This window comes from Weizmannia sp. FSL W8-0676 (genome assembly GCF_038593015.1).
Lineage (GTDB): Bacteria > Bacillota > Bacilli > Bacillales > Bacillaceae_C > Weizmannia > Weizmannia coagulans.
Genome location: NZ_CP151954.1, coordinates 3,032,045 through 3,056,316 on the forward strand (window position 1 = coordinate 3,032,045; position 24,272 = coordinate 3,056,316).

The following is a 24,272-nucleotide window of genomic DNA, read 5'->3' on the forward strand; positions in this document are numbered from 1 at the left end:
TTAATGACTCTCCCGTTTATGCTTTTCAAGCCATTTGGCTTCTGCCTCTACTAACCGTATGTAATTTGGAACGAAAGTGTGTATCTCCGCGCCCGGTTCATCCATCCCGAGCCTGGCCAGTTCGCCCGGCCTCGGGTTATGCAGGGTCCAATCCGCTACCGTCATTTTGTCTCCCAGTTTTTCCGCAAGAACGGCTTGATGAAGGGCAACATGCTGGCCGATCAATAACACAGGCGCCCCCAGCGCACTTAACCGGGTGCCCCATTCAGCGGATGATATATTGCAATCTTCCACTGCCGTTTGCAAAATCCCGTTTTCATAGCGGTACAAACCGGTATAAATCCGCCCTCTGCGCGCATCAAAAAGCGGGGAAATATACCCGTCAAAATAACGGCCGGACGCCGCCAACAACTTCAGGCTGGAAACCCCCGCCAATGGAATTTGAAGGCTCCAGGCCAGCGTCTTTGCGATCGTGACGCCAATCCGTATGCCGGTGTAAGATCCGGGCCCCTTTGCCACCACAATCTTATCCAGCTCAGCCGGCTTTATCCCGCACGCCACCATGACCTCCTGCACAGCCGGCATCACGCGAACACTGTGATTTTTTTTCAAGTTTGTCATATATTCGGCCAGCACAACATGATCATCGGCCAATGAAACGCCCAGCACTTCATTTGAAGTATCGATTGCCAAAACTTTCATCCAAAAATCTCCTCACATAATGATACATAACGGACCCCAAACGGTTCCGCTTCAATAAGCCTGCGGTCTCCTTCAAAGCGGAAAATGCGGATTTCCAAATAGCTCTCAGGCAGCAAATCTTTGATAAAATGTGCCCACTCCACAACCGTCACGCCATCACCTTCAAAATATTCATCAAAACCAAGGTCCTCCTGTGCATCCTCCAAACGGTATACGTCCATATGATACAGCGGCAGTTTCCCCCGGTACTCCTTTATAATGGTAAAAGTCGGGCTGTTCACGGTACGGCGAATGCCCAGCCCGTTCGCAATCCCTTTTGTAAAAACCGTTTTTCCTGCCCCCAGGTCACCCTCCAGCAGAAGGACATCCCCCGGTTTCAGATGGGCAGCCATTTTTTCCGCGAAAGAAAAAGTCTCTTCAGGGCTGTTGGAAATGAAACGATAATTTCCCATTTGCCGCCTCTCCTCTACAACTTTATCGCAAATTGCCGTCAATCCCAAGTACGGCACCCCTTATAAAAAAAACCTTAGGAATGTTCCTAAGGATGCTTCAATCCAATTCTAGTTTAACCGATTTTGGGCAATTACGCAAAAACACGATAAAAAAATATAAAGAACAAGCAGGCAAACCGCTGCTTGTTCTGGATCGATTGCGGGGGCAGGATTTGAACCTGCGACCTTCGGGTTATGAGCCCGACGAGCTACCAGACTGCTCCACCCCGCGATAATAATATATTCAGGCCCGGCAGCGTCCTACTCTCGCAGGGGGAGACCCCCAACTACCATCGGCGCTGGAAAGCTTAACTTCCGTGTTCGGGATGGGAACGGGTGTGACCTTTCCGCCATCGCCACCGGACCTTAATGACAAGAAATAGTATAACACAGTTGCTGTTATTTATCAAGAGAAATAATTGTATTCCCTGAAAACCGGATGGGAGAAAAAACTGTAAACTGAGAATGCGTTTCTGCTTCTAACTTTGAGAATTGTCCAGCTCCAGCGCCTATCGGCTAGTGAACTTCCCGTCCCCCTTTCCTACGATAAGCGGGCATCGACTCGCCTTTAGGGCTCGTCGTGTTTCCTTTATCTCAGGCGGGGGCCTTGAAGTTCATACGCCGATGACCAAGGCGCTTCCGCTTTTCTATTGTCTAGCTCCGGTGCCTAGCCCCTCGAGGTCGAATCACCTGCCCGTCACGGAGCCAAAAGACGGCTCCATGCCGGTCAGAACATTCGCTTGTCGGGGCTAAACAAGGCACCTTCGCTTTTCTATTTGGTTAAGTCCTCGATCGATTAGTATCCGTCAGCTGCACGCGTCACCGCGCTTCCACCCCGGACCTATCAACCTGATCATCTTTCAGGGATCTTACCAGTTAAACTGTGGGAAATCTCATCTTGAGGGGGGCTTCATGCTTAGATGCTTTCAGCACTTATCCCTTCCGCACATAGCTACCCAGCGATGCCTTTGGCAAGACAACTGGTACACCAGCGGTGCGTCCATCCCGGTCCTCTCGTACTAAGGACAGCTCCTCTCAAATTTCCTGCGCCCGCGACGGATAGGGACCGAACTGTCTCACGACGTTCTGAACCCAGCTCGCGTACCGCTTTAATGGGCGAACAGCCCAACCCTTGGGACCGACTACAGCCCCAGGATGCGATGAGCCGACATCGAGGTGCCAAACCTCCCCGTCGATGTGGACTCTTGGGGGAGATCAGCCTGTTATCCCCAGGGTAGCTTTTATCCGTTGAGCGATGGCCCTTCCATGCGGAACCACCGGATCACTAAGCCCGACTTTCGTCCCTGCCCGACTTGTAAGTCTCGCAGTCAAGCTCCCTTATGCCTTTACACTCTGCGAATGATTTCCAACCATTCTGAGGGAACCTTTGGGCGCCTCCGTTACCTTTTAGGAGGCGACCGCCCCAGTCAAACTGCCTGCCTGACACTGTCTCCCACCCCGGTAAGGGGTGCGGGTTAGAATTTCAATACAGCCAGGGTAGTATCCCACCGATGCCTCCGCCGAAGCTGGCGCTCCGGTTTCCAAGGCTCCTACCTATCCTGTACAAGCTGTACCAAAATTCAATATCAGGCTGCAGTAAAGCTCCATGGGGTCTTTCCGTCCTGTCGCGGGTAACCTGCATCTTCACAGGTACTATAATTTCACCGAGTCTCTCGTTGAGACAGTGCCCAGATCGTTACACCTTTCGTGCGGGTCAGAACTTACCTGACAAGGAATTTCGCTACCTTAGGACCGTTATAGTTACGGCCGCCGTTTACTGGGGCTTCAGTTCAGAGCTTCGCCTTGCGGCTAACCCCTCTCCTTAACCTTCCAGCACCGGGCAGGTGTCAGCCCCTATACTTCGCCTTGCGGCTTCGCAGAGACCTGTGTTTTTGCTAAACAGTCGCCTGGGCCTATTCACTGCGGCTTCCCGGGGCATACACCCCAAAAAGCACCCCTTCTCCCGAAGTTACGGGGTCATTTTGCCGAGTTCCTTAACGAGAGTTCTCTCGCTCACCTTAGGATTCTCTCCTCGCCTACCTGTGTCGGTTTGCGGTACGGGCGCCTTTCACCTCACTAGAGGCTTTTCTTGGCAGTGTGGAATCAGGAACTTCGGTACTTTAATTTCCCTCGCCATCACAGCTCCGCCTTGGCGCGAAGGATTTGCCTCCGCACCGGCCTAACTGCTTGGACGCGATCAACCAGTGTCGCGCTTGCCCTATCCTCCTGCGTCCCCCCATCGTTCAAACGGTGAAGAGGCGGTACAGGAATATCAACCTGTTGTCCATCGCCTACGCCTTTCGGCCTCGGCTTAGGCCCCGACTAACCCTGAGCGGACGAGCCTTCCTCAGGAAACCTTAGGCATTCGGTGGAAGGGATTCTCACCCTTCTTTCGCTACTCATACCGGCATTCTCACTTCTAAGCGCTCCACCGGTCCTTCCGGTCCGGCTTCAACGCCCTTAGAACGCTCTCCTACCACGGACACCAAACGGTGTCCATCCGCAGCTTCGGTGATACGTTTAGCCCCGGTACATTTTCGGCGCAGCGTCACTCGACCAGTGAGCTATTACGCACTCTTTGAATGATGGCTGCTTCTAAGCCAACATCCTGGTTGTCTAAGCAACGCCACATCCTTTTCCACTTAACGTATACTTTGGGACCTTAGCTGGCGATCCGGGCTGTTTCCCTTTCGACCATGGATCTTATCACTCACAGTCTGACTCCCAAGCATAAGTTTTTGGCATTCGGAGTTTGTCTGAATTCGGTAACCCGATGAGGGCCCCTCGTCCAAACAGTGCTCTACCTCCAAAACTCTCCGCTTGAGGCTAGCCCTAAAGCTATTTCGGAGAGAACCAGCTATCTCCAAGTTCGATTGGAATTTCTCCGCTACCCACACCTCATCCCCGCACTTTTCAACGTGCGTGGGTTCGGGCCTCCAGCAAGTGTTACCTTGCCTTCACCCTGGACATGGGTAGATCACCTGGTTTCGGGTCTGCGGCCTCATACTCTTTCGCCCTGTTCAGACTCGCTTTCGCTGCGGCTCCGCTTCTTCAGCTTAACCTTGCATGAGACCGTAACTCGCCGGTTCATTCTACAAAAGGCACGCCATCACCCGTTAACGGGCTCTGACTACTTGTAGGCACACGGTTTCAGGATCTCTTTCACTCCCCTCCCGGGGTGCTTTTCACCTTTCCCTCACGGTACTGGTTCACTATCGGTCACTAGGGAGTATTTAGCCTTGGGAGATGGTCCTCCCGGATTCCGGCGGGATTCCTCGTGTCCCGCCGTACTCAGGATCCACTCGGGAGAGAACGAAGTTTCAGTTACAGGGCTTTTACCTTCTCCGGCAGGCCTTTCCAGGCCGCTTCACTTACCCCGTTCTTTTGTAACTCCCATATGAGTGTCCTACAACCCCGGAAGGCAAGCCTTCCGGTTTGGGCTGTTTCCTGTTCGCTCGCCGCTACTTGGGAAATCGCAATTGCTTTCTCTTCCTCCGGGTACTGAGATGTTTCAGTTCCCCGGGTGTGCCCTTCCTGCCCTATGGATTCAGGCAGGAATCCTGTCCGATTAAAGACAGGGGGTTTCCCCATTCGGAAATCTCCGGATCAAAGCTTACGTACAGCTCCCCGGAGCATATCGGTGTTTGTACCGTCCTTCATCGGCTCCTAGTGCCAAGGCATCCGCCGTGCGCCCTTTCTAACTTAACCATAAAAGGTTTAAATCCAAAAATAAGCGATTCTCGGTTTACTTGGTTTATTTCTCCTATCCGGTTTTCAAAGAACACATACTGAAGGATTGGACCTTCAAAACTGAACAAAACGGAAACGCCAAACTTAATTTCGGAAAACCGAAGGTTTTCCTTTTATGTCTAGCTCCGGGCGCTATCGGCTAGCGTATTTCTACGTCTTCTCCCTACGATAAGCGGGCATCGATTCGCCTTTAAGGCTCATCGTGTTTCCTTTATCTCAGTCGAAGACTTCGAAATCCGTACGCCGATGAACGAGCGCCCTACGCTTTTCCCCTTAGAAAGGAGGTGATCCAGCCGCACCTTCCGATACGGCTACCTTGTTACGACTTCACCCCAATCATCTGTCCCACCTTCGGCGGCTGGCTCCGTAAAGGTTACCTCACCGACTTCGGGTGTTACAAACTCTCGTGGTGTGACGGGCGGTGTGTACAAGGCCCGGGAACGTATTCACCGCGGCATGCTGATCCGCGATTACTAGCGATTCCGGCTTCATGCAGGCGGGTTGCAGCCTGCAATCCGAACTGGGAATGGTTTTCTGGGATTGGCTTAACCTCGCGGTCTCGCAGCCCTTTGTACCATCCATTGTAGCACGTGTGTAGCCCAGGTCATAAGGGGCATGATGATTTGACGTCATCCCCACCTTCCTCCGGTTTGTCACCGGCAGTCACCTTAGAGTGCCCAACTCAATGCTGGCAACTAAGGTCAAGGGTTGCGCTCGTTGCGGGACTTAACCCAACATCTCACGACACGAGCTGACGACAACCATGCACCACCTGTCACTCTGTCCCCCGAAGGGGAAGGCCCTGTCTCCAGGGAGGTCAGAGGATGTCAAGACCTGGTAAGGTTCTTCGCGTTGCTTCGAATTAAACCACATGCTCCACCGCTTGTGCGGGCCCCCGTCAATTCCTTTGAGTTTCAGCCTTGCGGCCGTACTCCCCAGGCGGAGTGCTTAATGCGTTAGCTGCAGCACTAAAGGGCGGAAACCCTCTAACACTTAGCACTCATCGTTTACGGCGTGGACTACCAGGGTATCTAATCCTGTTTGCTCCCCACGCTTTCGCGCCTCAGCGTCAGTTACAGACCAGAGAGCCGCCTTCGCCACTGGTGTTCCTCCACATCTCTACGCATTTCACCGCTACACGTGGAATTCCACTCTCCTCTTCTGCACTCAAGCCTCCCAGTTTCCAATGACCGCTTGCGGTTGAGCCGCAAGATTTCACATCAGACTTAAGAAGCCGCCTGCGCGCGCTTTACGCCCAATAATTCCGGACAACGCTTGCCACCTACGTATTACCGCGGCTGCTGGCACGTAGTTAGCCGTGGCTTTCTGGCCGGGTACCGTCAAGGCGCCGCCCTGTTCGAACGGCACTTGTTCTTCCCCGGCAACAGAGTTTTACGACCCGAAGGCCTTCTTCACTCACGCGGCGTTGCTCCGTCAGACTTTCGTCCATTGCGGAAGATTCCCTACTGCTGCCTCCCGTAGGAGTTTGGGCCGTGTCTCAGTCCCAATGTGGCCGATCACCCTCTCAGGTCGGCTACGCATCGTTGCCTTGGTGGGCCGTTACCCCGCCAACTAGCTAATGCGCCGCGGGCCCATCTGTAAGTGGCAGCCGAAGCCGCCTTTCCTTTTTCCTCCATGCGGAGGAAAAAACTATCCGGTATTAGCCCCGGTTTCCCGGCGTTATCCCGATCTTACAGGCAGGTTGCCCACGTGTTACTCACCCGTCCGCCGCTAACCTTTTAAAAGCAAGCTTTTAAAAGGTCCGCACGACTTGCATGTATTAGGCACGCCGCCAGCGTTCGTCCTGAGCCAGGATCAAACTCTCAGTAAAGATGTTTGATAAAAGCTCAAAAAGAATTTGACGTTTCGTTTGGTCCAGTTTTCAAGGAACAATTTCAAGCAGCAACTTATTAAGTATAGCATGATAACAAGTCACTGTCAACATAAAATTTGGAGCGGGTGATGGGAATCGAACCCACGACAACAGCTTGGAAGGCTGTGGTTTTACCACTAAACTACACCCGCATGCAAATCGGGAAAACAGGATTCGAACCTGCGACCCCATGGTCCCAAACCATGTGCTCTACCAAGCTGAGCTATTTCCCGCTTTTCCCTGGCCCAAAAAACTATAAAACCAATGCCTGTTTTTATAAAGTTTTCAACTGCTCGATAAGCTTTTAAGCTTTTTATGCAGATGGAAACCGATCTTTTTTTGCATGAAAAATAGCGCGCCCAAGAGGAGTCGAACCCCTAACCTTTTGATCCGTAGTCAAACGCTCTATCCAATTGAGCTATGGGCGCGTAAATGCGGCCGAGAGGACTTGAACCTCCACGGGATTTAACTCCCACTAGGCCCTCAACCTAGCGCGTCTGCCATTCCGCCACGACCGCGTTATTAACTTGACACCTTTACATTATATCAAAGGGTTTTGTGGATGTCAATCATTTTTTATGGAGCGGAAGACGGGATTCGAACCCGCGACCCCCACCTTGGCAAGGTGATGTTCTACCACTGAACTACTTCCGCATATCATACTAAACAGTGCGGGTGAAGGGAGTCGAACCCCCACGCCGTGCGGCGCCAGATCCTAAGTCTGGTGCGTCTGCCAATTCCGCCACACCCGCGGATAAATGGTGAGCCATGCAGGATTCGAACCTGCGACCCTCTGATTAAAAGTCAGATGCTCTACCAACTGAGCTAATGGCTCAAAAATGGCTGGGCCAGCTGGATTCGAACCAGCGCATGACGGAGTCAAAGTCCGTTGCCTTACCGCTTGGCTATGGCCCAATGGCGGTTCCGACGGGAATCGAACCCGCGATCTCCTGCGTGACAGGCAGGCGTGATAACCGCTACACTACGGAACCACTGATGATATGATAAGTTTTAAATGACCCGTACGGGATTCGAACCCGTGTTACCGCCGTGAAAGGGCGGTGTCTTAACCGCTTGACCAACGGGCCGCGATTACTGCTTTGTATGTATGGCGGAGAAGGAGGGATTTGAACCCTCGCGCCGCTTACGCGACCTACGCCCTTAGCAGGGGCGCCTCTTCAGCCACTTGAGTACTTCCCCAAAATGGCTCCGCAGGTAGGATTCGAACCTACGACCGATCGGTTAACAGCCGATTGCTCTACCACTGAGCTACTGCGGAATAACAAGCAACATCTTGTCGACTCTTAACATTATAATGACGGGACACGAAGGTGTCAACCCTGTTTTGAAATTTATTTTTAAAGCTTGTTTCGAAGATGCTCCATGCCCATTATTTCCGGCCCGGTTCAGCATACATTTTGTGCAGCACCAGTTTGCCGCCGCATCTTCCGCAAACGTACCGGTTGGTGTTGACCTTTCTTTGCCTTCTGTATAGGATGCCGCATTCCCTGCAGACATATTCGTAACGCGGGGACGGGCGGCGGGACGGGCGGGAAGCTGCTTTACTCGGCAGGACGGTACAATAGCGGGGCGCGTCCGTTTCCTTTAACAATTGTTTGAAATCCGCATCCCGGTGCCGGTATCCTTTCCCTTCCAGATGAAGATGGTAATGGCAAAGTTCATGTTTGATAATGCCGATCAGTTCTTTTTCCCCGAGTTCTTCTAAATATTTTTTATTGATTTCGATATTGTGGCTTTTTAACAAATATCTTCCCCCGGTGGTCCGCAGCCGGGGATTAAATGAGGCTGCATGCCGGAAAGGTTTGTGAAAATACTCCATCGATATTTTTTCCACAAGACCTTGCAGTTCCTTGTTATCCATGGCCGTAAGCCCCCTTACTCATAATGAAAATAGATGCCGCGGGCACCCGCGCTTTTCTTTTCACATGACAAGTTATTATAGCATATACTTTAGTAAAAAGTGCGGGGGATTGGTTTTGTTTCAGCATTCAGGAACAAGGGGGCGTTTGTGTGCCGGTATGGTTTCAAAACCAAATACGGAGAGCTTTTTGCGAGAAAAGGCGCAGTGAAATTAAACTGCTAAATGAATGCTGGTTTTTTTACAATGAAAAGAAGATGCGCGCATGACCGGCGCATCTTCTTTTCGCTTTTAAGCGTTCGGAAGCATGGTGAGCGATAATCTTCCTTTTTGGACGTCCACTTTCTCCACCCACACGGTGACAATATCGCCGACCGAGACGATATCAAGCGGATGTTTAACAAAACCTTTACTTAATTTCGAAATATGGACAAGCCCGTCTTCTTTCACGCCGACATCGACAAACGCCCCGAAATCGACGACATTCCGGACGGTTCCTTGCATCTCCATCCCCGGTTTCAGATCTTCCAGTTTCATAATATCCTTTTTCAAAAGCGGTTTCGGCAGTTCGTCGCGCGGGTCGCGGCCCGGTTTTTTCAAGGCTTCAAAAATATCTTGCAAGGTCAGTTCGCCGATGCCGAGTGTCTTCGCCATTTCCGGGACAGACAGCGCTTCAAGCGATTGGATCAGCTTTTCTGTCCCGATATCCGCTGTCGTCATGCCCAGTTCATTCAGCAAAGCTCTTGCCGCATCATAACTTTCCGGGTGGATCGGTGTTTTGTCAAGCGGTTCTTCCCCGTCCGGTATGCGGAGAAAGCCAATACTTTGTTCGTATGTTTTTGCGCCGAGGCGGGGAATCTTTTTCAGTTCGGCCCGGTTTTTGAATTTGCCGTTCTCGTCGCGGAATTTTACAATATTGCCCGCTACAGTGCTGCTGAGCCCGGACACATATTGCAAAAGAGACGGGGATGCGGTATTGACATCGACCCCGACCTGGTTGACGGCCGTTTCAACGACGAAAGTGAGCGATTCATTCAGTTTCTTTTGCGAAACGTCATGCTGGTACTGCCCGACACCGACCGATTTCGGATCGATTTTCACAAGCTCTGCCAGCGGATCCTGGAGCCTGCGGGCGATGGAGACAGCGCTCCGTTCTTCGACATGCAAATCGGGAAATTCTTTGCGTGCAAGGTCGGATGCGGAGTAGACGCTTGCCCCCGCTTCATTGACGATCACATAGGAAACATCTTCTTCTATTTCTTTTAAAATCCCGGCAATCCATTGCTCGGTTTCCTGTGAGGCTGTGCCGTTTCCGATCGCAATGACCTCCACCTTAAAATCCCGGATGATACTTTTTACGATCGCTTTGGCTTCTTCTGTTTTCGGTTTTGGCGGATGCGGGTAAATCACGCCGATTTTCAGCACTTTGCCCGTTTCATCCACGACTGCGAGTTTGCAGCCGGTCCGGTACGCCGGGTCAACCCCGAGCACCGTTTTTCCTTTTAAAGGCGGCTGGAGAAGTAGGTTCCTTAAATTTTCGGCAAAAATATGGATCGCCCGGTCTTCCGCTTTTTCGGACAGTTCGTTGCGAATTTCCCTTTCAATGGCGGGCTCAATCAGCCGTTTATAGCCGTCTTCCACCGCTTCCTTGACGATGCCGGCTGTAATGGAGGCTTCATTCCGGATCACTTGCCGGTTCAAATACGCCAAAATCCGCTCGGTGTCCGTCTCAACGGATACGCGCAAAATGTTTTCTTTTTCGCCGCGGTTAAGGGCAAGCACGCGGTGAGGAACAATTTTGCGGACCGGTTCTTCGTAGGCATAATACATTTCGTATACCTTTTTCTCATCTTTTTCCGCGTCTTTGACGGTGCTTGCCATCACGCCTGTTTTAAACGTTTGGCCGCGGATCCAGCCGCGGTATTTCGGCTCATCCGAAACCATTTCGGCAATTATATCTTTTGCGCCCTGCAATGCTTCTTCGGCAGATGCCACCTGCTTTTCCGCTGATACGTACGATGCCAGTTCAGCATCCAGATCGCCTTCAGCCGGAAACGAAAGCATCCAGCGGGCCAGCGGTTCCAGCCCTTTTTCCTTTGCAATCGTGGCCCTTGTCCGGCGTTTTTGCTTATACGGGCGGTAGAGGTCTTCTACCAGCTGAAGCTTTTCTGCCTGTAAAATTTTTCCTTTCAGTTCTTCTGTTAATTTTCCCTGCTCATCGATCAGGCGGATGACTTCCTCTTTTCGCTGCTCAAGATTTTGCAAATAGTTCCACCGCTCCATAATGTCACGGATCTGCACTTCATCGAGCGCACCGGTCATTTCTTTCCGGTAACGGGCAATAAAAGGAACGGTATTGCCGTCTTCCAGCAAACCGATGACATTCCGGATGCTCTTTTCTGGGAACTGCAATTCTTTTCCCAGCCGGCTGATCAGCCTTGCCTGTTTTTCTTCCAAATTAAACACCACACTTCTGATTACTCTTCTGTTATTTTATCATGCTTTACGGGCTGAAAAAAATTGCAAAATAAAAAAGCTTGCCTTTACTGCAAGCTCCCAATAATAAATGTAGCATCATCATCCATGGTCTGTTGTTCTTTTAACCGGTCGGCAATCCGTTCGATGGACTCACATTTCTTCAAAAAAGATTGGACATTCCGCTCTTTCACGCCGTCTGAATGGATGACGAACCTGGAACCCGGTTCATAGTCAAAAATCTCGGTTTTGAATTGCTGCGGCTTGCCGGACAAGTACCCGGTAATCGGGATCGGATAAGTCAGTTTGCCGCCCGGTGCCACCATAAAAAAGCGGATGTTGCCGACACAGCTGTAAACAAATTGGCGTGATTTAAAACAGGCTTTGAAAATGGCAACCGCTGCGCCCCGCTTCCGGTACAAAGCACGATTGCATGCGTCCATCAGCGTGTCAACATCGTCATCCGATTGTTCTTTCACGACTTTCGCAACAGCCTGGGAAGAGTAGTAGGCAAATTCCCCGCTCCCCAGCCCGTCTGCCAGCACACAGAGGAAATAGTCATCCGTTGCCTTCATAAAATAGGCGTCTCCGCACAGGTCCCGGCCGGCCTTTGTTGTCTGAAATCCATATACTTCTACTTGCTTTGAACTAAGATAATTCATAATGGCTAATTCTCCACATGTTGCAGTTCACCTTCTATGGCGTCCCGCAGTTTTTTGATCGCACGGCGTTGCAGGCGCGAGACGTGCATTTGCGAAATCCCCAATTTCTCGCCTGTGTCCTTCTGGCTTAAATTTTCAATATACGTGTAGTGGATGACCTGGCGTTCCCTCTCGCTCAGTACGTGCAACACTTTTTCAAGCACAAGCCGCTGGTTGACTTTTTCATATCCGTCATCTTCACTGCCGACCATATCCAGCAGGGTCACGGTACTGCCGTCTGAATCCGACTCAATCGAATGGTCAACGGAAAGTGCGTGGTAGCTTTTGCTCATTTCCATTGCTTCCAGCACTTCTTCTTCTGAGATTTCAAGATGTGCAGCAATTTCAGCGATTTTTGGCGAGCGTTGCAGTTCGTTCGTCAGTTTTTCAACAGTGGATTTAATCCGCGGGCCGAGTTCTTTAATCCTTCGGGGGACGTGGACACTCCATGTTTTGTCTCTCAAAAACCGCTTAATTTCTCCGATGATGGTCGGAATCGCAAAGGATTCAAAGCTTTTTCCAATATTCGGGTCAAAGCGCTGAATGGCGCCGAGCAGGCCGATAATCCCCACCTGGAAAATGTCCTCCTGGTAGGCTCTTCCTTTCGAATATTTGCGGGCAAGCGACTCCACAAGTTTCTGGTAGTGCGCGACAAGTATTTCCTGCGCCTCTTTGTCGCCGTTTTGCTGAAAAGATTGTATCAATTGATTGACATCAATCTGATCAGGTTGAGGCAGTTTTGACATTCGTCTCCACCTGCTCCCCTTGAAGGTACTTGGTCATCATGACTGTAATCCCGCCATCATAATGTATGCGGACTTCATCCATTAAACTTTCAATGAGATAAAGGCCCAATCCTCCTTCTCTCATAAATTCGATCTGCACATCTTCCGTGTAAGGCCCAGCAAGTTTCCTTACCTTTTCCAGATCAAAACTGTCTCCCTTATCGGAAACCATGACTTCAAGGCGGTCTGGATAGAGGCTGAAATCGATGCTGACTTCCCCGTCCTCCTTGTCCTTATAGGCATGCTGGACAGCATTGGTAATAGCTTCGCTCGCGGCGATCTTCAAATCCTCGATGAGTTCGTAATCAAATCCCATGCGGCTTGCAATACCGGAAATGGTGAGGCGGATGACTCCGACATATTCCGCTTTGGCAGGGATTTTCATACTGATATGATCAAACTCCTCCATGTCTCACACTCCACCTTCTATTTCGGTATTAATCTTCATGATGTCGGAAAGGCCTGTAATATCAAACAGCCGTTTCAAACGGTCGGAAAGCCCCGTCAACGTGAGCATCCCGCCGTTTGCCCGCAAGCTTTTGAACAAACCGACCAGAACACCCAGCCCGGTGCTGTCCATATATGAAACATTGGTTAAATCTATTAAAACTTCCAAACCTGCTTTTCCTTCATATGGTTCAAATGCTTCTCTTAATTTTGGAGCTGTAAATGCGTCAATTTCCCCCGAAATGGTTACGTTTAAGGTATTTTGACTTTCCTTTTCCTTTACATCTACTGCAAAGTCCATTTCTTTCACCTCTTTAACATTCATCACTAAGTGGTTCATACCCTTTCCGGGCTGATGGCAAACCTGCTTTTAGGCAGTTCTTTTTAAAATCAGCAAGGTAAAATCATCACGCAATTCAAATTCCTGCCATCTTTCCAGCTCCCTGTACACATTTTCCACGATTTCCTGTGCGCTCTTTCGAATATTTTTCCGGATCAGGCCGGTAATCGTTTCCCGGCTGACAAATCCTTCCTTTGTCCGGCATTCCGTTACGCCGTCTGACAACAGCACAATCATATCGCCGAGCTGTACATCTTTTATATATTCATGATACTTCGATTTTTTTTCAATGCCCAAAAGCAGCCCTTTTGCGATTAAATCCTCAAATTCATCCGTTTCCGCATGATAGTAAAAACCGGGCTCGTGCCCGGCGGATGCGTAGGAGAACTTATGTACTACCGGGTCATACATACCGTAAAACATCGTGATAAACATACTCGGGTCGACATTCTGTTCAACGACGCGGTTCAGATTTTCCAAAATGATATGGGGCTGGTGGCTGTATTCCGGCAAACTGTCCATCGCGTATTTGATCATGGACATGCAGAGCGCCGCCGGGATCCCTTTCCCGATCACATCCGCGATTGCAATACCGATACGGCGGTTCTCATCTTCAATAAAATGATAATAATCGCCGCTCATTTGTTTGGCCGGCATGCTGATCACGCCAATATCGATGCCATCCTGCTCCGGGACATTCGCCTTGAGCAGGGTTTGCTGCATGCCCGCAGCAATCTCAATTTCGCTCTTCAGTTCTTTTTGTTTTGTCCGGAGGCTTTGCTGTTCCCTGTAAACGAGCCCGTAGGCAAGCATGACTTCCAGCAGGACATCAAAGGACTGCTGCACCGTTTTGGAAAGCCCGGGTTCGATTTGCTGCAAAACAGAGCGGTGGCACATAATCATGTCTTCAGGAGAGATCCGGTTTTCAATCAGTTTGCGGCTGAACTTCTCGCACTGGTACAGCGCCTGTTCATCCGGATGCTGTAAAAAATGGCTGAGAATCTCTTTATATTCCTGCTCCATTGCATCGCGGAAATCCATCTTTTTTCCTCCTATCATCGTATCCACTTGATTGCGGTAACGGTTGTTCCCTCATTCGGCGCCGAAACGATATCAAATTCGTCCATCAGGCGCCTTACTCCCGGCAGGCCTGCCCCAAGCCCTCCGGATGTGGAATAGCCGTCTTCCATTACTTTCCGGATATTTTCAATCCCCGGCCCTTTATCTGTAGCGATCACTTTCAGCCCTTTTTTCCCGTCTTGCAGAACTTTCTCAATCCGGATTTCCCCTTGTCCTGCGTATATAAAAATATTGCGGGCGAGTTCGCTGATGGCCGTTGTGATTCTTGCCTGGTCGACAGCACCGAAATGGAGCTCCCTTGCAATGTTTCTCCCAAGCTGGCGGGCGGCCACAATATCCCACTCATTCAAAATTTTTACACAGGAATGGTTATCCATACAGCTAGTCCCCCAATTCCTGTTTTAATTTCTCCAGGCCGCTTTCCAAATCCAGTGCCGTCATGACGCCCTCCATCGTAATCCCCAACTCGATCAGGGTAATGGCGACTGCAGGCTGGATTCCGGTGATGACCACTTTTGCGCCCAGCATTTTGGACATATTGACCACATCGCCCAGCACTTTTGCGATGAATGAGTCAATAAAATCGATAGAGGTGATGTCGATGACAACACCGCTTGCATTCGTTTCGTATATTTTTTGAAGCAAATCTTCCTGAAACTCCAAAGCTGTCTGGTCATCAAGCTCCCATTGGATCGAGACCAGCAGGCAGTTTCCCAGCTTTAAAATGGGTATGCGCATCAATCAACCCTCCCATTCTACGATTTTCCTCCCTGTCATTTCAAGAGCCTGTTCAATTCCTCTTTGCAGTGTACTCGTTGTTGTAATATGATTTAATTTGATTCCCAAATTTGTTAACGTATGTGCAATTTCAGCGCGGATGCCGACAAGCATGCAGCGGGAGCCGACAAGCCGGACAGCATTTGCCGCCTGAATGAGATGATGGGCAACAACCGTATCAACAACCGGCACGCCCGTAATGTCGATCAGTACCACCTCCGACTTGTTTTTCACAATGCCGTACAGCAGGTTTTCCATAATCTGTCTTGCCCTTTCCGAGTCAATGGTGCCGACTAATGGAAGGACGGCAATTTTGTCAAATACCGGAATCAAGGGGGCGGACAATTCCTTTAACGCACTTTGCTGAAGCGAAATGGTTTTTTCCCAAATGGTGGTATAAGCATTGACAAATTCATTTTGGACGGCATTGGTCCATTCCCGAAAGATTTCCCAGAATTCCTGGTGCTTTTCAAACACCGCATCCGGGTTGTGGTTCATCATCAGGTTGTAAACAATATCCCCGAGAATTTGAATGCCGGTCGTTGCAAAAGTGAGCGGCCAGCCCAGCGTCACGATTCTTTCGGAAAACTCGCCGAGCTGTTTCTCATATTCGTGATTGCTTTTCGTCAGCCGCGCAAGAATCACTTCGACAAAATCCCGGCTTGTTTTTTCAAACACCACACCTTCATCGAAGTGAAATGGGGCACCACCTTTTTCCTTCATGCTTTTCATCCATTTGTCCAGTATTTCATCTTTATGTTCCGGTATAAATTCCGCTAAATATGATTGCATGGTCAACCCTCTTTCCTCCGAACAGTTTGAAGCGCCCGTCTTTGGCAGCCGGCGGCAGACATGCCGGGCTTTTCCGGAAGGCTTGCAAAAAGACAAATGAGCTGCTGCCTTTAGCCCCGGCGGATTTTCTGAACCGGTTTGTTGAAAAAAACAGGGAAATCCATTTGATTTATATGTTATTATATCTGTTTTTGCCAGCAACCGGAAAATATTTTTTATGTAAATGGCACAGAAATCGGGCAAAAGGCATTTTTCCGGAAAATTTCTTTCGTTCGTCTTATAACGTTGTCATATACCCGCTATAAGACAGATTTAAACCCCTTTTCCTGTATTTTTTGAAATCAGGTTTCATTATTTCAGTCCCGACGCGTGAAAAAAATGTGATTTTTTACGTTTGAATTTCAGGCCGGACGAAAGGCGTGAAATTCCAAGAGGGTAAAATTCTCGATGAAAAAACTGCAACACCCGGCCTGAAGCTTGAAAAAATCCGAAAAAGTATAAGCTGCTCCTTATTAGCCGGCAATGAGCCAGTAGCATGAAAAAACGCCCTTTAAAAAGAGCGTTTCTAAAATTCGACCAGTCCCAGGCTGATTTGCAGGGCGTCGTCAATTTTCTCCATGACTTCTTCATCAAGATGCGTAATCTTATCCGTTAAGCGTTGTTTATCGATTGTGCGTATTTGTTCAAGCAATATCACAGAATCCCTCTCCAAACCGTAACGCTTTGCATCGATTTCCACATGCGTGGGCAATTTTGCTTTCTGGATTTGCGCTGTTATAGCGGCAACAATGACAGTGGGGCTAAAACGGTTTCCAATGTCGTTTTGTAAAATGAGGACAGGACGTACGCCTCCCTGCTCGGAGCCGACCACCGGAGATAGATCGGCGAAGTACACGTCTCCACGCTTAACAATCAAAGGATTACCCCCCGCTTACTAGGCTTTCAACTGTATGTTCTGCTTCGTATTCAGCCTGGATCGCTTCGGAGGCAATCGCCAAATTAATTTTTGCCATTTCCATGTAGCCACGCCTCATCGTTTCGCGGATTTGGCGTTTTTTCCGTTCTTTTAAATACATTTTTGTGGCACGGTAAATTAACTCATTGCGATTCATATTTTCAGTTTCAGCAAATCCGTCCAATTCCGTCAACAGCTGCTGCGGCAAGCGGACTAAAATTTCTGTTGAAATAGGTTCAGACACCTGCTACACCTCCACGCACTAGACACCGTTTCTGCTTTCCATTCCCTTTTCATCATACCATCAAATACACTATATGCAAAGGCCAAATCACCATTCCTGTCTATTATCGGCAAAAAAATCATGCCATTATTCAAAATTCGCCAAAACATTTTTCACCCTTCAAGGACCGGATTCGACACGCCCGCGGCATCGTTCCCGTTTTTCCGGAAAACGCGCGGGACCCGGCTTGAAATGGAACAGGTCACCTCATAGTTGATGGTATCGAGCTTTTTGGCAATTTCATCAACAGGAACGGACAAATCCCCCTGTTTTCCAATCAGCGTTGCTTTTGTCCCGACAGCAACCGGACGGGGGATCCTTACCATACACTGATCCATGCAAATCCTGCCGACAATAGGCGCTCTTTCCCCGTCGATGATCACTTCCTGACCTGAAAGCCTGCGAATCCAGCCATCTGCATATCCAATCGGCAGCGTGGCGATCCATTCATCGCCGGAAGCCTGATAAGTGGCACCATAACTCACCGTGTCCCCGGCATGGATTTGTTTCACATGCGTCACCTTCGTATGAAGGGAGAACGCCTCTTTTAACGGAAACGGCAAAACCGGCTTGATGGCGGGCGATGGGGAGAGCCCGTACATCGCAATGCCGAAACGGACAGCATTAAACGGAGACTGGTCAAATCTCAAAGCGGCGGCGCTGTTTGCGCAGTGCACATACGGCGGGCGGGTTTCGAGGTTTAAAACCATATCCTGAAACCGGCTGTACTGCTTTTCAAACAAAGCCGTATCAATTTCATCCGCTGTCGCAAAGTGGGTAAAGATCCCTTCAAAAGAGAAACAGGATTGTTGGTTCACGATTTTTTCCACTTCTTTTAATTCCTGTACGGTTCTTACGCCAATCCGGCCCATTCCGGTATCACATTTAAGATGGACGGACAGTTTCCGCCCGGTTAAATGCCGGCTTGCTTCCTCCAGCCAGTCTCTTTGAAAAACAGTCAGGGAGATGTTTTCTTCAGCCGCGATTCCGGCATCTTCCGGACGGGCTGCCCCCAAAACAAGTATCGGAGCGGTAATCCCTTTTTTTCGTAACGCGAGCGCCTCGTCCAAAAATGCAACCGCAAGCGCTGAAGCTCCGGATGCAAGCGCGGTTTTCGCCACATATTCCGCGCCGTGCCCGTAAGCATTGGCTTTTACAACCGCAATGATTTGCGTATGCTCCGGCAAAAGGCGGCGCATATTTCCGACATTTTCCGAAATGGCATCCAAATCGACTTCCACCCATGTATCCCGGTAAAAAGCCATGATTACACTTCCTTTATCATTCCATATCCTGATTATCGAACGCGCAGACCGCGTTGTCAATGGTTTTTAAAAGGAAGTCTTATCAATCCGGTTTGGGGCGGGTTGCCGGAAGAGACGTGCTGTAACCGCATCAAGAAAAAAAACCCGCAGAGAATGGCTGCGGGCTTGTGCTTTTTGTGCTTACGAACGGGTTGGTTATCCGCATTTTATTTTTCCGGTTCTCTTCCGACAGACTGGGCGACTTCCATCATTTCCGCAGCCGATAGCGATTTGGAGGCAAGCGTGTATTCGACACCGTTCACCGTCCAGGACAGGGAGTCACCTGTCTTGATCCCGAACGCAAACCCGAGATCCGCCATTTCCCCGTTTGCAGGAATCGGTTCTGTGGAAGCAGCTGGAAGTACCTCTGCCTTTTCCTCAATCAGCGTATACGTTTTATCGCCCGTATAGGTCAAAATAACGCGCTTACCGTTTGCAATGGCAACTTCCTGTTCATCGAGCAGCGTCGTTCCCCCGATTTTTGCCGTTGGATATTTTACCGAAAACTCTTTGTTGCCGACTTTTCCATCCACCGGCACTTCGAGTTTCGCTCCTGTCATATTTTTTTTCGTGTCAAACGCGTTGCTGTCGAATTTTGCATTAAAATCCACTTTTGTAAAAAGCACACTGACAAGCGTATTGCGGTCCGTGTCCATCACTTTCACACTGACTGGTGCAAGCGTCCTTTTGTCAAAAGTAATTTGCTGGTACGGCAGCATCTTATGATTTTGATAGCGTGTCTTCGTCTCAAACACATATCGGTTCTTTTTCACCGTCATCTTTGCCTCTTTATCTTTCAATATGTCTTTCACAAGCGATTCATAAAGGTACGCCTGGCTTGTGTTGTTCGGCCAGTCGCTTTGAAATTTGTAGCTTTTGTTGAGGGCGGGCGTGACCACAAACACGCCTTCTTTATTGCGCAAAATCATCTGGCTTTGCCCCTCGCCCGCATTTTTCAGGTTGACACGGTAATATCCCGGCCGGTTGTGCCAAACTTCAATATTGTATGTCCGCGGTTCATTGCCCGTTTCAAGCGTCATTTTCGCATTCAGCTTGTAGCCGTCCATCTTCTCCACTTTTTCATTTAATTTTCCGGCCACATCCTGCGGTTTTTTCGCTCCGCAGGCGGAAAGCAGAAAAATAACAAACAGAGCCGCAAACAAAACCCAGTACTTTCTCTTCATCCTTTCAACCCCTTTATTGTCTCAAATCTTATGAAGAGAAAGGCTTCATCAAAAGCCCGTGCCTTGTCTCTCCTCTCTTACTTTGAATATATGAGACAACCCGGGCCTGTATGATGGGGAATTGAAAAAACGTTATAGCTTCAGTCTTCCAGAATCACTTGGGCGAATGCACATTCACGGCTGTGCGTGATCGACAAATGGGCGCGGGGCCCTGCCGGCTTTGAAAAATACGGGCGGCCGTTCTTATCTTTTGCGATTTCAATTTCCTGAAAAGATAACGCACCCCCGATTCCCGTGCCAAAAGCTTTGGAATATGCTTCTTTCGCCGCAAATCTGCCGGCAAGGAATTCAATTTTCCTTTTTTCTGCCAATTTGCCGAACTGTTGCTGCTCCACTTTCGTTAAAATCCGCCCCGGGAACCGCGGCTGCCGTTCATACAGCTTTTTTATCCTTTCAAGCTCGACAATGTCAATGCCAATGCCTTTGATCATGTGCTCACCTTCTGTTTTTCCAGAGTATAAACCACAAAATTTCCGATACCCGATTTTCACACTGCTGCCGGTGCCTCTGCCTTCCGTGAAAATATGCGCCGGTAAATCGTTCTGCTGGTATCCATGATGGCGGTTCGGCCCTTTTTGAAAATACGAGCCGGATTTGGGCTATCCCTTTTTCCATCCTGCTGGCGGTTGCGGTTAGAAGCAAACCGGACGTCTAATTCGTCATTTCCGGCATATGTATAAATAGAGCTTTTCCATCGAAAGGAGTATTTGCAATGCTGATCCGCCCGATCCGCTTTTCTGCTTTTATTGGTTCCTATCCCGTCGTATTTGCCATTTTCCTGGCCCAGTGCCTCCTGTTTGCGGCCATGCGGCTTCCGGTTTTACCAACACAAACCCTTTATGAAGCACTGTCCGGTGTGAACCTTTATATTGCCCAAGGGGAAATATGGCGGCTTGTCTCCCCTGTTTTTGTCCATATTGATTTCAGCCACCTGCTGTTGAATTCCTTCTCCCTTTTGCTGCTCGGCCCCTGTCTCGAACGGCTGGCCGGAAAATGGAAGTTTATCCTGTTATATTTTGGCTGCGGATGCTGCGCCAATATCGCTTCTTTTTTTCTGCTTCCGCTTACCTATTCCCATGCCGGTGCGAGCGGTGCCCTGTTCGGCCTGATCGGCGCATATGTCGCCCTTGTCTGGGTCGGAGAAGATATACCAAAAACAAGCCGGCAAACCATTTTATCGATCGCGGTCATTTCCGTTGTAACGGCTATGATGCAGCCTGGCGCCAATCATACAGCCCATCTTTCCGGACTCGTTGCCGGCATGCTGCTTGGAGGCATGCTTTTGCAAAGAAAAGCGGCTTCTCCCGCTTAAAAAAGCCAATTCTCCGGACTCGTTGCCGGCGTGCTGCTCGGGGGAATGACTTTTACGAAAAAAAACGAATTCTTCTGCTTTAAAAAAAGCAACGGGAGCTGCCGTTGCTTTTTTAATGGGGCGCCGGCACTTTTGCCATACCGGCATTTTTACTTGTAAAGAGTCGCAGCCGGATACAAACCGGCCCGCTCGTAAAGCTGATGATGCTCTATTTTTTTGGCCCCGCCTTCGTTTGGTTAAAATGGTTTGCGGTTTGTTGTTCTTCTCGGCTTTCTTCCCTTATTGTAAGACCCTTTGTAGGACCCTGCAGGCTTGCCCCGTCTGCTATGGTCTTTTTTATGCGGAAGCGGCCGTTCTTCTGAAATATGAACCGGTGTTTTATCCGGCTCTTTCGTCATCAGTTTCAAAGCAGCTGCCGTGACCTCAGCCGGGTCATATTCTGCAAGCAGCTCTTTCGCTACCGACATATATTCATCAATATTGCCTTCTTTGATGGTTTCCCCGATCCGTTCCATGGTGACGCGCTGCTGCCCTTCAAACGCTTCATCCCAGGTCGGCGGGCGCATCGGGAGCATTCTCTTTTTCGTTGTCTGTTCAACCGTTTTGAGATAGCCCATTTCCCGCGGCGTGACAAAGGTCATTGCCATGCCTTCCCGTCCGGCACGGCCCGTTCTTCCGATCCGGTGCACATAGGATTCCGGGTCCTGTGGAATATCGTAATTGTAAACATGGGTTACACCCGAGATATCCAGCCCGCGTGCCGCAACATCGGTGGCAACAAGCACATCAATTTTCCCGTCTTTAAACTTTCGGAGTACCGATAAGCGTTTCGCCTGGCTCAAATCACCGTGAATACCTTCTGCAAGATAGCCGCGCAAGGTCAGGGCATTCGCCAGTTCATCAACTCTCCGCTTCGTGCGCCCAAACACAATCGCAAGGTCCGGAGACTGTACATCCAAAAGCCTTGACAATACATCGAATTTTTCACGTTCCTGGACTTTAATGTAGTATTGTTCAATAGACGGAACGGTCATTTCTTTTGCTTTCACACGGACAAGTTCCGGGTTGTTCATGAAGCGTTCGGCAATTTTCCGGATCGGATCCGGCATGGTTGCCGAGAACAGCATCGTTTGGCGGTCTTTCGGCACGGTGGAAAGAATGGCTTCAATGTCATCAATAAAGCCCATATTCAACATTTCATCCGCTTCGTCAAGCACAAGCGTATGCACATGGTCGAGTTTCAGGGTCCCCCGGTGTATATGGTCAAGAATCCGTCCCGGTGTCCCGACAATAATTTGTGGATGGTTTTTCAGCGCGCGGATCTGGCGCGAAATATCCTGGCCGCCGTAAACAGCCAGCACATGAACGCGCGAATACTGGCCGATCCGGTACAATTCTTCAGATACCTGAATGGCAAGCTCGCGGGTCGGCGCGATAATGATTCCTTGAATATTACGGCTTCTATGATCAATCTTTTCAATCAACGGTATGCCAAATGCTGCAGTTTTTCCCGTACCTGTCTGCGCCTGGCCGATAATATCCTTCCCTTGCATGGTAAGCGGAATGGTGGCTGCCTGAATCGGCGATGCCTCTTCAAACCCCATTCTTTTCACAGCTTTTAAAATTGCCGGGCTTAAATTTAATTCTGAAAACTTCGTCAATCTTCTCAATCTCCTTCTAAACGTTCAACAGGGCCGCATATCTCCCTTAGGGGTTTTCCCTTTTCGGCAAAAAAATATACTCTTTTGAGCATTGTCAGCTAAAAGCGTAAACGATGTACGGTAATCGTAACATGAATACGGCAAGATTTCAACGAATATGGAGCCGTGGTTTTTTCACAATCATTTTGGGACTTTCAATTTTTCGGTACCAATGGTCGCCGCTAGTTAGCTGGCTTAGCTTCTTAACCTTAAGCCAGCTAACCCAAAGGGTTGGTTTTTAGCAACTTGACAAAGAGCCTCTGCGGGCATGGCTACCAGCCATGAAGCCAGGTATACGGTACTGGCTGGGCCAACCAGGCTACCATGCCCGCCACTCCACGTCAAGTTGCGCAGCGTGTCCCGATTCTACTTAATCATGGGTTATCTGGTCTTTCAATACTTGTTGCATTTAATATTGCAATTTAAGATTTTTATTTCTTCAATCCATGGAAGAATAATGGCGCACTTTTAACCCATCGACTCTGTTTATGCACTTTCATCGTTTGGGTTCATTTTTTCCATTTATGGCATCCATTTTGCTTTTATTAGTTGTACAGGCTATGGTTTCTGAATACAAATATATCAATCGCATGATGGAAAGGCTGGGGAAAATGATGGAAAGCATGTTTAGTTATATTTTTCTGGGGCTATCGCTTGCTGCGCCGATCGGGCCGGTGAATGCCGCTCAAATTGACAAGGGGATTAAAAATGGCTTTCTCCACTCATGGCTGCTCGGAATCGGCGCCATGGCAGCAGACGGTTTGTATATGCTGCTCGTTTATCTCGGTGTCGTCCATTTGCTCAGCATCGGATTTGTAAAATCATTCCTTTGGTTTTTCGGATGCTTTGTCCTTACATACACCGGCATTGAAAGCATGATTGCAGCCAATCAGCCGATTTCCGGTTTGATGAGAAACAAAGAAAAATTGTCAAAATCATTCCTGACCGGTTTTCTAATGTCTCTGACCAATCCGCTCACCATTTTATTCTGGCTCGGCGTTTACGGTTCCGTGCTTGCAAAAACAGCTGAATCCGTAGGCCCACAGCAGTTTCTCCTCTACAGCCTGGCCATCTTTATCGGGGTGGCGCTGTGGGACTTTTCGATGGCTGCCGTCTCAAGCAGCTTCGGAAAACTGTTAACCAACCGTTTGATTCTTTTCATTTCGAGACTGTCCGGCCTGTCTCTTGTCGGTTTCGGCATTTATTTCGGCATTCAGGCGGTCAAGAGCCTGTAGCATAAGCAAACAAAAGGCCCGCCGGACTCTTGTACCTTTTCGCTGGTTTTCCGGAAAAAATCAGCCCGTTCTTGCTTTCCGCCCGCTTTTTCCCGTCCGGCCCTTTTTGCCGATTCAGTCACCCTTTTTTCAAATAAAGGGACGATT

At 49.4% G+C, this 24,272-nt stretch carries 21 protein-coding genes, 13 tRNA genes and 3 rRNA genes; 3 read left to right on the forward strand and 34 right to left on the reverse strand.

The genetic code is table 11. From position 1 onward, the window contains the following. The 19 genes from tsaB to NST20_RS14965 form a co-directional block, all read right to left on the reverse strand. Positions 1-702, reverse strand: a complete 702-nt coding sequence (gene tsaB, locus NST20_RS14875) for a tRNA (adenosine(37)-N6)-threonylcarbamoyltransferase complex dimerization subunit type 1 TsaB (protein WP_061567074.1) — start codon at positions 700-702, stop codon at positions 1-3. Further along, positions 699-1,154, reverse strand: coding sequence for a tRNA (adenosine(37)-N6)-threonylcarbamoyltransferase complex ATPase subunit type 1 TsaE (gene tsaE / locus NST20_RS14880; protein WP_013860668.1), 456 nt, complete (start codon positions 1,152-1,154; stop codon positions 699-701). Before tsaE ends, tsaB begins: the two co-directional genes overlap by 4 nt. 197 nt (positions 1,155-1,351) lie before the next feature. After that, a tRNA-Met gene (locus NST20_RS14885) sits at positions 1,352-1,425 on the reverse strand. 16 nt (positions 1,426-1,441) lie between these two features. Beyond that, positions 1,442-1,557 (reverse strand): 5S ribosomal RNA (gene rrf / locus NST20_RS14890). Between the two features lie 412 nt (positions 1,558-1,969). Beyond that, positions 1,970-4,901: ribosomal RNA gene (locus tag NST20_RS14895) — 23S ribosomal RNA — on the reverse strand. A gap of 319 nt (positions 4,902-5,220) precedes the next feature. Continuing rightward, positions 5,221-6,774: ribosomal RNA gene (locus NST20_RS14900) — 16S ribosomal RNA — on the reverse strand. Together the 16S, 23S and 5S rRNA genes with 13 tRNA genes alongside form the textbook arrangement of a ribosomal RNA operon. Before the next feature lie 120 nt (positions 6,775-6,894). Then, positions 6,895-6,968: transfer RNA gene (locus NST20_RS14905), tRNA-Gly, on the reverse strand. Positions 6,969-6,975: 7 nt separating this feature from the next. Next, positions 6,976-7,049, reverse strand: a tRNA-Pro gene (locus NST20_RS14910). A 121-nt stretch (positions 7,050-7,170) separates the two neighbouring features. Continuing rightward, positions 7,171-7,244 (reverse strand) — tRNA-Arg (locus tag NST20_RS14915). A gap of 5 nt (positions 7,245-7,249) precedes the next feature. Then, positions 7,250-7,334 (reverse strand) — tRNA-Leu (locus NST20_RS14920). A gap of 61 nt (positions 7,335-7,395) precedes the next feature. Further along, positions 7,396-7,470, reverse strand: a tRNA-Gly gene (locus tag NST20_RS14925). Between the two features lie 16 nt (positions 7,471-7,486). After that, a tRNA-Leu gene (locus NST20_RS14930) sits at positions 7,487-7,568 on the reverse strand. 7 nt (positions 7,569-7,575) lie between these two features. Next, a tRNA-Lys gene (locus tag NST20_RS14935) sits at positions 7,576-7,651 on the reverse strand. A 5-nt stretch (positions 7,652-7,656) separates the two neighbouring features. After that, a tRNA-Gln gene (locus tag NST20_RS14940) sits at positions 7,657-7,731 on the reverse strand. A gap of 1 nt (position 7,732) precedes the next feature. Further along, positions 7,733-7,808: transfer RNA gene (locus NST20_RS14945), tRNA-Asp, on the reverse strand. 24 nt (positions 7,809-7,832) lie between these two features. After that, positions 7,833-7,904 (reverse strand) — tRNA-Glu (locus tag NST20_RS14950). Between the two features lie 21 nt (positions 7,905-7,925). After that, a tRNA-Ser gene (locus NST20_RS14955) sits at positions 7,926-8,016 on the reverse strand. A gap of 4 nt (positions 8,017-8,020) precedes the next feature. Next, positions 8,021-8,095, reverse strand: a tRNA-Asn gene (locus NST20_RS14960). A gap of 111 nt (positions 8,096-8,206) precedes the next feature. Then, positions 8,207-8,698 (reverse strand): SprT family protein, encoded by a 492-nt coding sequence (locus tag NST20_RS14965; protein WP_017553282.1) that lies wholly within the window; start codon positions 8,696-8,698, stop codon positions 8,207-8,209. Between the two features lie 149 nt (positions 8,699-8,847). Here NST20_RS14965 and cmpA point away from each other — a divergent pair, with 149 nt between their 5' ends. After that, the gene (cmpA, locus tag NST20_RS14970; RefSeq protein ID WP_100181618.1) at positions 8,848-8,964 is read left to right on the forward strand and encodes a cortex morphogenetic protein CmpA; all 117 of its coding nucleotides are present in this window, start codon (positions 8,848-8,850) and stop codon (positions 8,962-8,964) included. A gap of 22 nt (positions 8,965-8,986) precedes the next feature. On the opposite strand, the gene NST20_RS14975 is transcribed toward cmpA, so the two are convergent. The 14 genes from NST20_RS14975 to acpS all read right to left on the reverse strand — a co-directional run bounded on the left by NST20_RS14975 (position 8,987) and on the right by acpS (position 20,309). Then, positions 8,987-11,164 carry a Tex family protein gene (locus NST20_RS14975; protein WP_342399756.1) on the reverse strand — a complete coding sequence of 726 codons (2,178 nt, stop codon included), beginning with the start codon at positions 11,162-11,164 and terminating at the stop codon, positions 8,987-8,989. A 74-nt stretch (positions 11,165-11,238) separates the two neighbouring features. After that, complete coding sequence (locus NST20_RS14980) at positions 11,239-11,832, reverse strand: PP2C family serine/threonine-protein phosphatase (protein ID WP_026684338.1); 594 nt, start codon at positions 11,830-11,832, stop codon at positions 11,239-11,241. Positions 11,833-11,837: 5 nt separating this feature from the next. Then, positions 11,838-12,617 (reverse strand): RNA polymerase sigma factor SigB, encoded by a 780-nt coding sequence (sigB, locus tag NST20_RS14985; protein ID WP_014096815.1) that lies wholly within the window; start codon positions 12,615-12,617, stop codon positions 11,838-11,840. Then, positions 12,595-13,065 (reverse strand): anti-sigma B factor RsbW, encoded by a 471-nt coding sequence (gene rsbW / locus NST20_RS14990; RefSeq protein WP_342399757.1) that lies wholly within the window; start codon positions 13,063-13,065, stop codon positions 12,595-12,597. The genes sigB and rsbW overlap by 23 nt, the downstream gene beginning before the upstream one ends. A 3-nt stretch (positions 13,066-13,068) precedes the next feature. Then, a complete protein-coding gene (locus NST20_RS14995; protein ID WP_026104587.1) occupies positions 13,069-13,404 on the reverse strand; it encodes an anti-sigma factor antagonist in 336 nt (111 codons plus the stop codon). A gap of 69 nt (positions 13,405-13,473) precedes the next feature. After that, positions 13,474-14,484 carry a PP2C family protein-serine/threonine phosphatase gene (locus NST20_RS15000; protein WP_342399758.1) on the reverse strand — a complete coding sequence of 337 codons (1,011 nt, stop codon included), beginning with the start codon at positions 14,482-14,484 and terminating at the stop codon, positions 13,474-13,476. Between the two features lie 14 nt (positions 14,485-14,498). Further along, positions 14,499-14,900, reverse strand: a complete 402-nt coding sequence (locus tag NST20_RS15005) for an anti-sigma regulatory factor (RefSeq protein WP_014096811.1) — start codon at positions 14,898-14,900, stop codon at positions 14,499-14,501. A 4-nt stretch (positions 14,901-14,904) separates the two neighbouring features. Further along, positions 14,905-15,261, reverse strand: coding sequence for an STAS domain-containing protein (locus NST20_RS15010; RefSeq protein ID WP_017553290.1), 357 nt, complete (start codon positions 15,259-15,261; stop codon positions 14,905-14,907). A 3-nt stretch (positions 15,262-15,264) separates the two neighbouring features. Further along, positions 15,265-16,092, reverse strand: a complete 828-nt coding sequence (locus NST20_RS15015; protein WP_342399759.1) for an RsbT co-antagonist protein RsbRA — start codon at positions 16,090-16,092, stop codon at positions 15,265-15,267. A gap of 565 nt (positions 16,093-16,657) precedes the next feature. Continuing rightward, complete coding sequence (locus tag NST20_RS15020; RefSeq protein WP_013860680.1) at positions 16,658-17,008, reverse strand: type II toxin-antitoxin system PemK/MazF family toxin; 351 nt, start codon at positions 17,006-17,008, stop codon at positions 16,658-16,660. A gap of 4 nt (positions 17,009-17,012) precedes the next feature. Then, complete coding sequence (locus NST20_RS15025; protein ID WP_014096808.1) at positions 17,013-17,291, reverse strand: hypothetical protein; 279 nt, start codon at positions 17,289-17,291, stop codon at positions 17,013-17,015. A 152-nt stretch (positions 17,292-17,443) separates the two neighbouring features. Next, entirely contained in the window at positions 17,444-18,595 is a 1,152-nt protein-coding gene (gene alr / locus NST20_RS15030; RefSeq protein WP_342399760.1) for an alanine racemase, read from the reverse strand. 206 nt (positions 18,596-18,801) lie between these two features. Continuing rightward, positions 18,802-19,818 (reverse strand): outer membrane lipoprotein carrier protein LolA, encoded by a 1,017-nt coding sequence (locus tag NST20_RS15035; RefSeq protein WP_342399761.1) that lies wholly within the window; start codon positions 19,816-19,818, stop codon positions 18,802-18,804. A gap of 140 nt (positions 19,819-19,958) precedes the next feature. After that, complete coding sequence (acpS, locus tag NST20_RS15040) at positions 19,959-20,309, reverse strand: holo-ACP synthase (protein ID WP_029142790.1); 351 nt, start codon at positions 20,307-20,309, stop codon at positions 19,959-19,961. Positions 20,310-20,590: 281 nt separating this feature from the next. Between acpS and NST20_RS15045 the strand changes: the two genes are divergently transcribed. Further along, on the forward strand, positions 20,591-21,190 hold the full coding sequence (locus tag NST20_RS15045; protein WP_342399762.1) for a rhomboid family intramembrane serine protease: 600 nt from the start codon (positions 20,591-20,593) through the stop codon (positions 21,188-21,190). Positions 21,191-21,426: 236 nt separating this feature from the next. On the opposite strand, the gene NST20_RS15050 is transcribed toward NST20_RS15045, so the two are convergent. Next, positions 21,427-22,851, reverse strand: a complete 1,425-nt coding sequence (locus NST20_RS15050) for a DEAD/DEAH box helicase (protein WP_019720981.1) — start codon at positions 22,849-22,851, stop codon at positions 21,427-21,429. Positions 22,852-23,504: 653 nt separating this feature from the next. On the opposite strand from NST20_RS15050, the gene NST20_RS15055 reads away from it, so the two are divergent. After that, positions 23,505-24,125, forward strand: a complete 621-nt coding sequence (locus NST20_RS15055; RefSeq protein WP_029142425.1) for a LysE family transporter — start codon at positions 23,505-23,507, stop codon at positions 24,123-24,125. Positions 24,126-24,272: the final 147 nt, after the last annotated feature.

Coding starts and splice junctions, on each gene's coding strand:
- tsaB (WP_061567074.1), bottom strand. CDS start 702: ATGAAAGTTTTGGCAATCGATACTTCAAATGAAGTGCTGGGCGTTTCA.
- tsaE (WP_013860668.1), bottom strand. CDS start 1,154: ATGGGAAATTATCGTTTCATTTCCAACAGCCCTGAAGAGACTTTTTCT.
- NST20_RS14965 (WP_017553282.1), bottom strand. CDS start 8,698: ATGGATAACAAGGAACTGCAAGGTCTTGTGGAAAAAATATCGATGGAG.
- NST20_RS14980 (WP_026684338.1), bottom strand. CDS start 11,832: ATGAATTATCTTAGTTCAAAGCAAGTAGAAGTATATGGATTTCAGACA.
- sigB (WP_014096815.1), bottom strand. CDS start 12,617: ATGTCAAAACTGCCTCAACCTGATCAGATTGATGTCAATCAATTGATA.
- rsbW (WP_342399757.1), bottom strand. CDS start 13,065: ATGGAGGAGTTTGATCATATCAGTATGAAAATCCCTGCCAAAGCGGAA.
- NST20_RS14995 (WP_026104587.1), bottom strand. CDS start 13,404: ATGGACTTTGCAGTAGATGTAAAGGAAAAGGAAAGTCAAAATACCTTA.
- NST20_RS15000 (WP_342399758.1), bottom strand. CDS start 14,484: ATGGATTTCCGCGATGCAATGGAGCAGGAATATAAAGAGATTCTCAGC.
- NST20_RS15005 (WP_014096811.1), bottom strand. CDS start 14,900: ATGGATAACCATTCCTGTGTAAAAATTTTGAATGAGTGGGATATTGTG.
- NST20_RS15010 (WP_017553290.1), bottom strand. CDS start 15,261: ATGCGCATACCCATTTTAAAGCTGGGAAACTGCCTGCTGGTCTCGATC.
- NST20_RS15015 (WP_342399759.1), bottom strand. CDS start 16,092: ATGCAATCATATTTAGCGGAATTTATACCGGAACATAAAGATGAAATA.
- alr (WP_342399760.1), bottom strand. CDS start 18,595: ATGGCTTTTTACCGGGATACATGGGTGGAAGTCGATTTGGATGCCATT.
- NST20_RS15035 (WP_342399761.1), bottom strand. CDS start 19,818: ATGAAGAGAAAGTACTGGGTTTTGTTTGCGGCTCTGTTTGTTATTTTT.
- acpS (WP_029142790.1), bottom strand. CDS start 20,309: ATGATCAAAGGCATTGGCATTGACATTGTCGAGCTTGAAAGGATAAAA.
- NST20_RS15045 (WP_342399762.1), top strand. CDS start 20,591: ATGCTGATCCGCCCGATCCGCTTTTCTGCTTTTATTGGTTCCTATCCC.
- NST20_RS15055 (WP_029142425.1), top strand. CDS start 23,505: ATGGAAAGCATGTTTAGTTATATTTTTCTGGGGCTATCGCTTGCTGCG.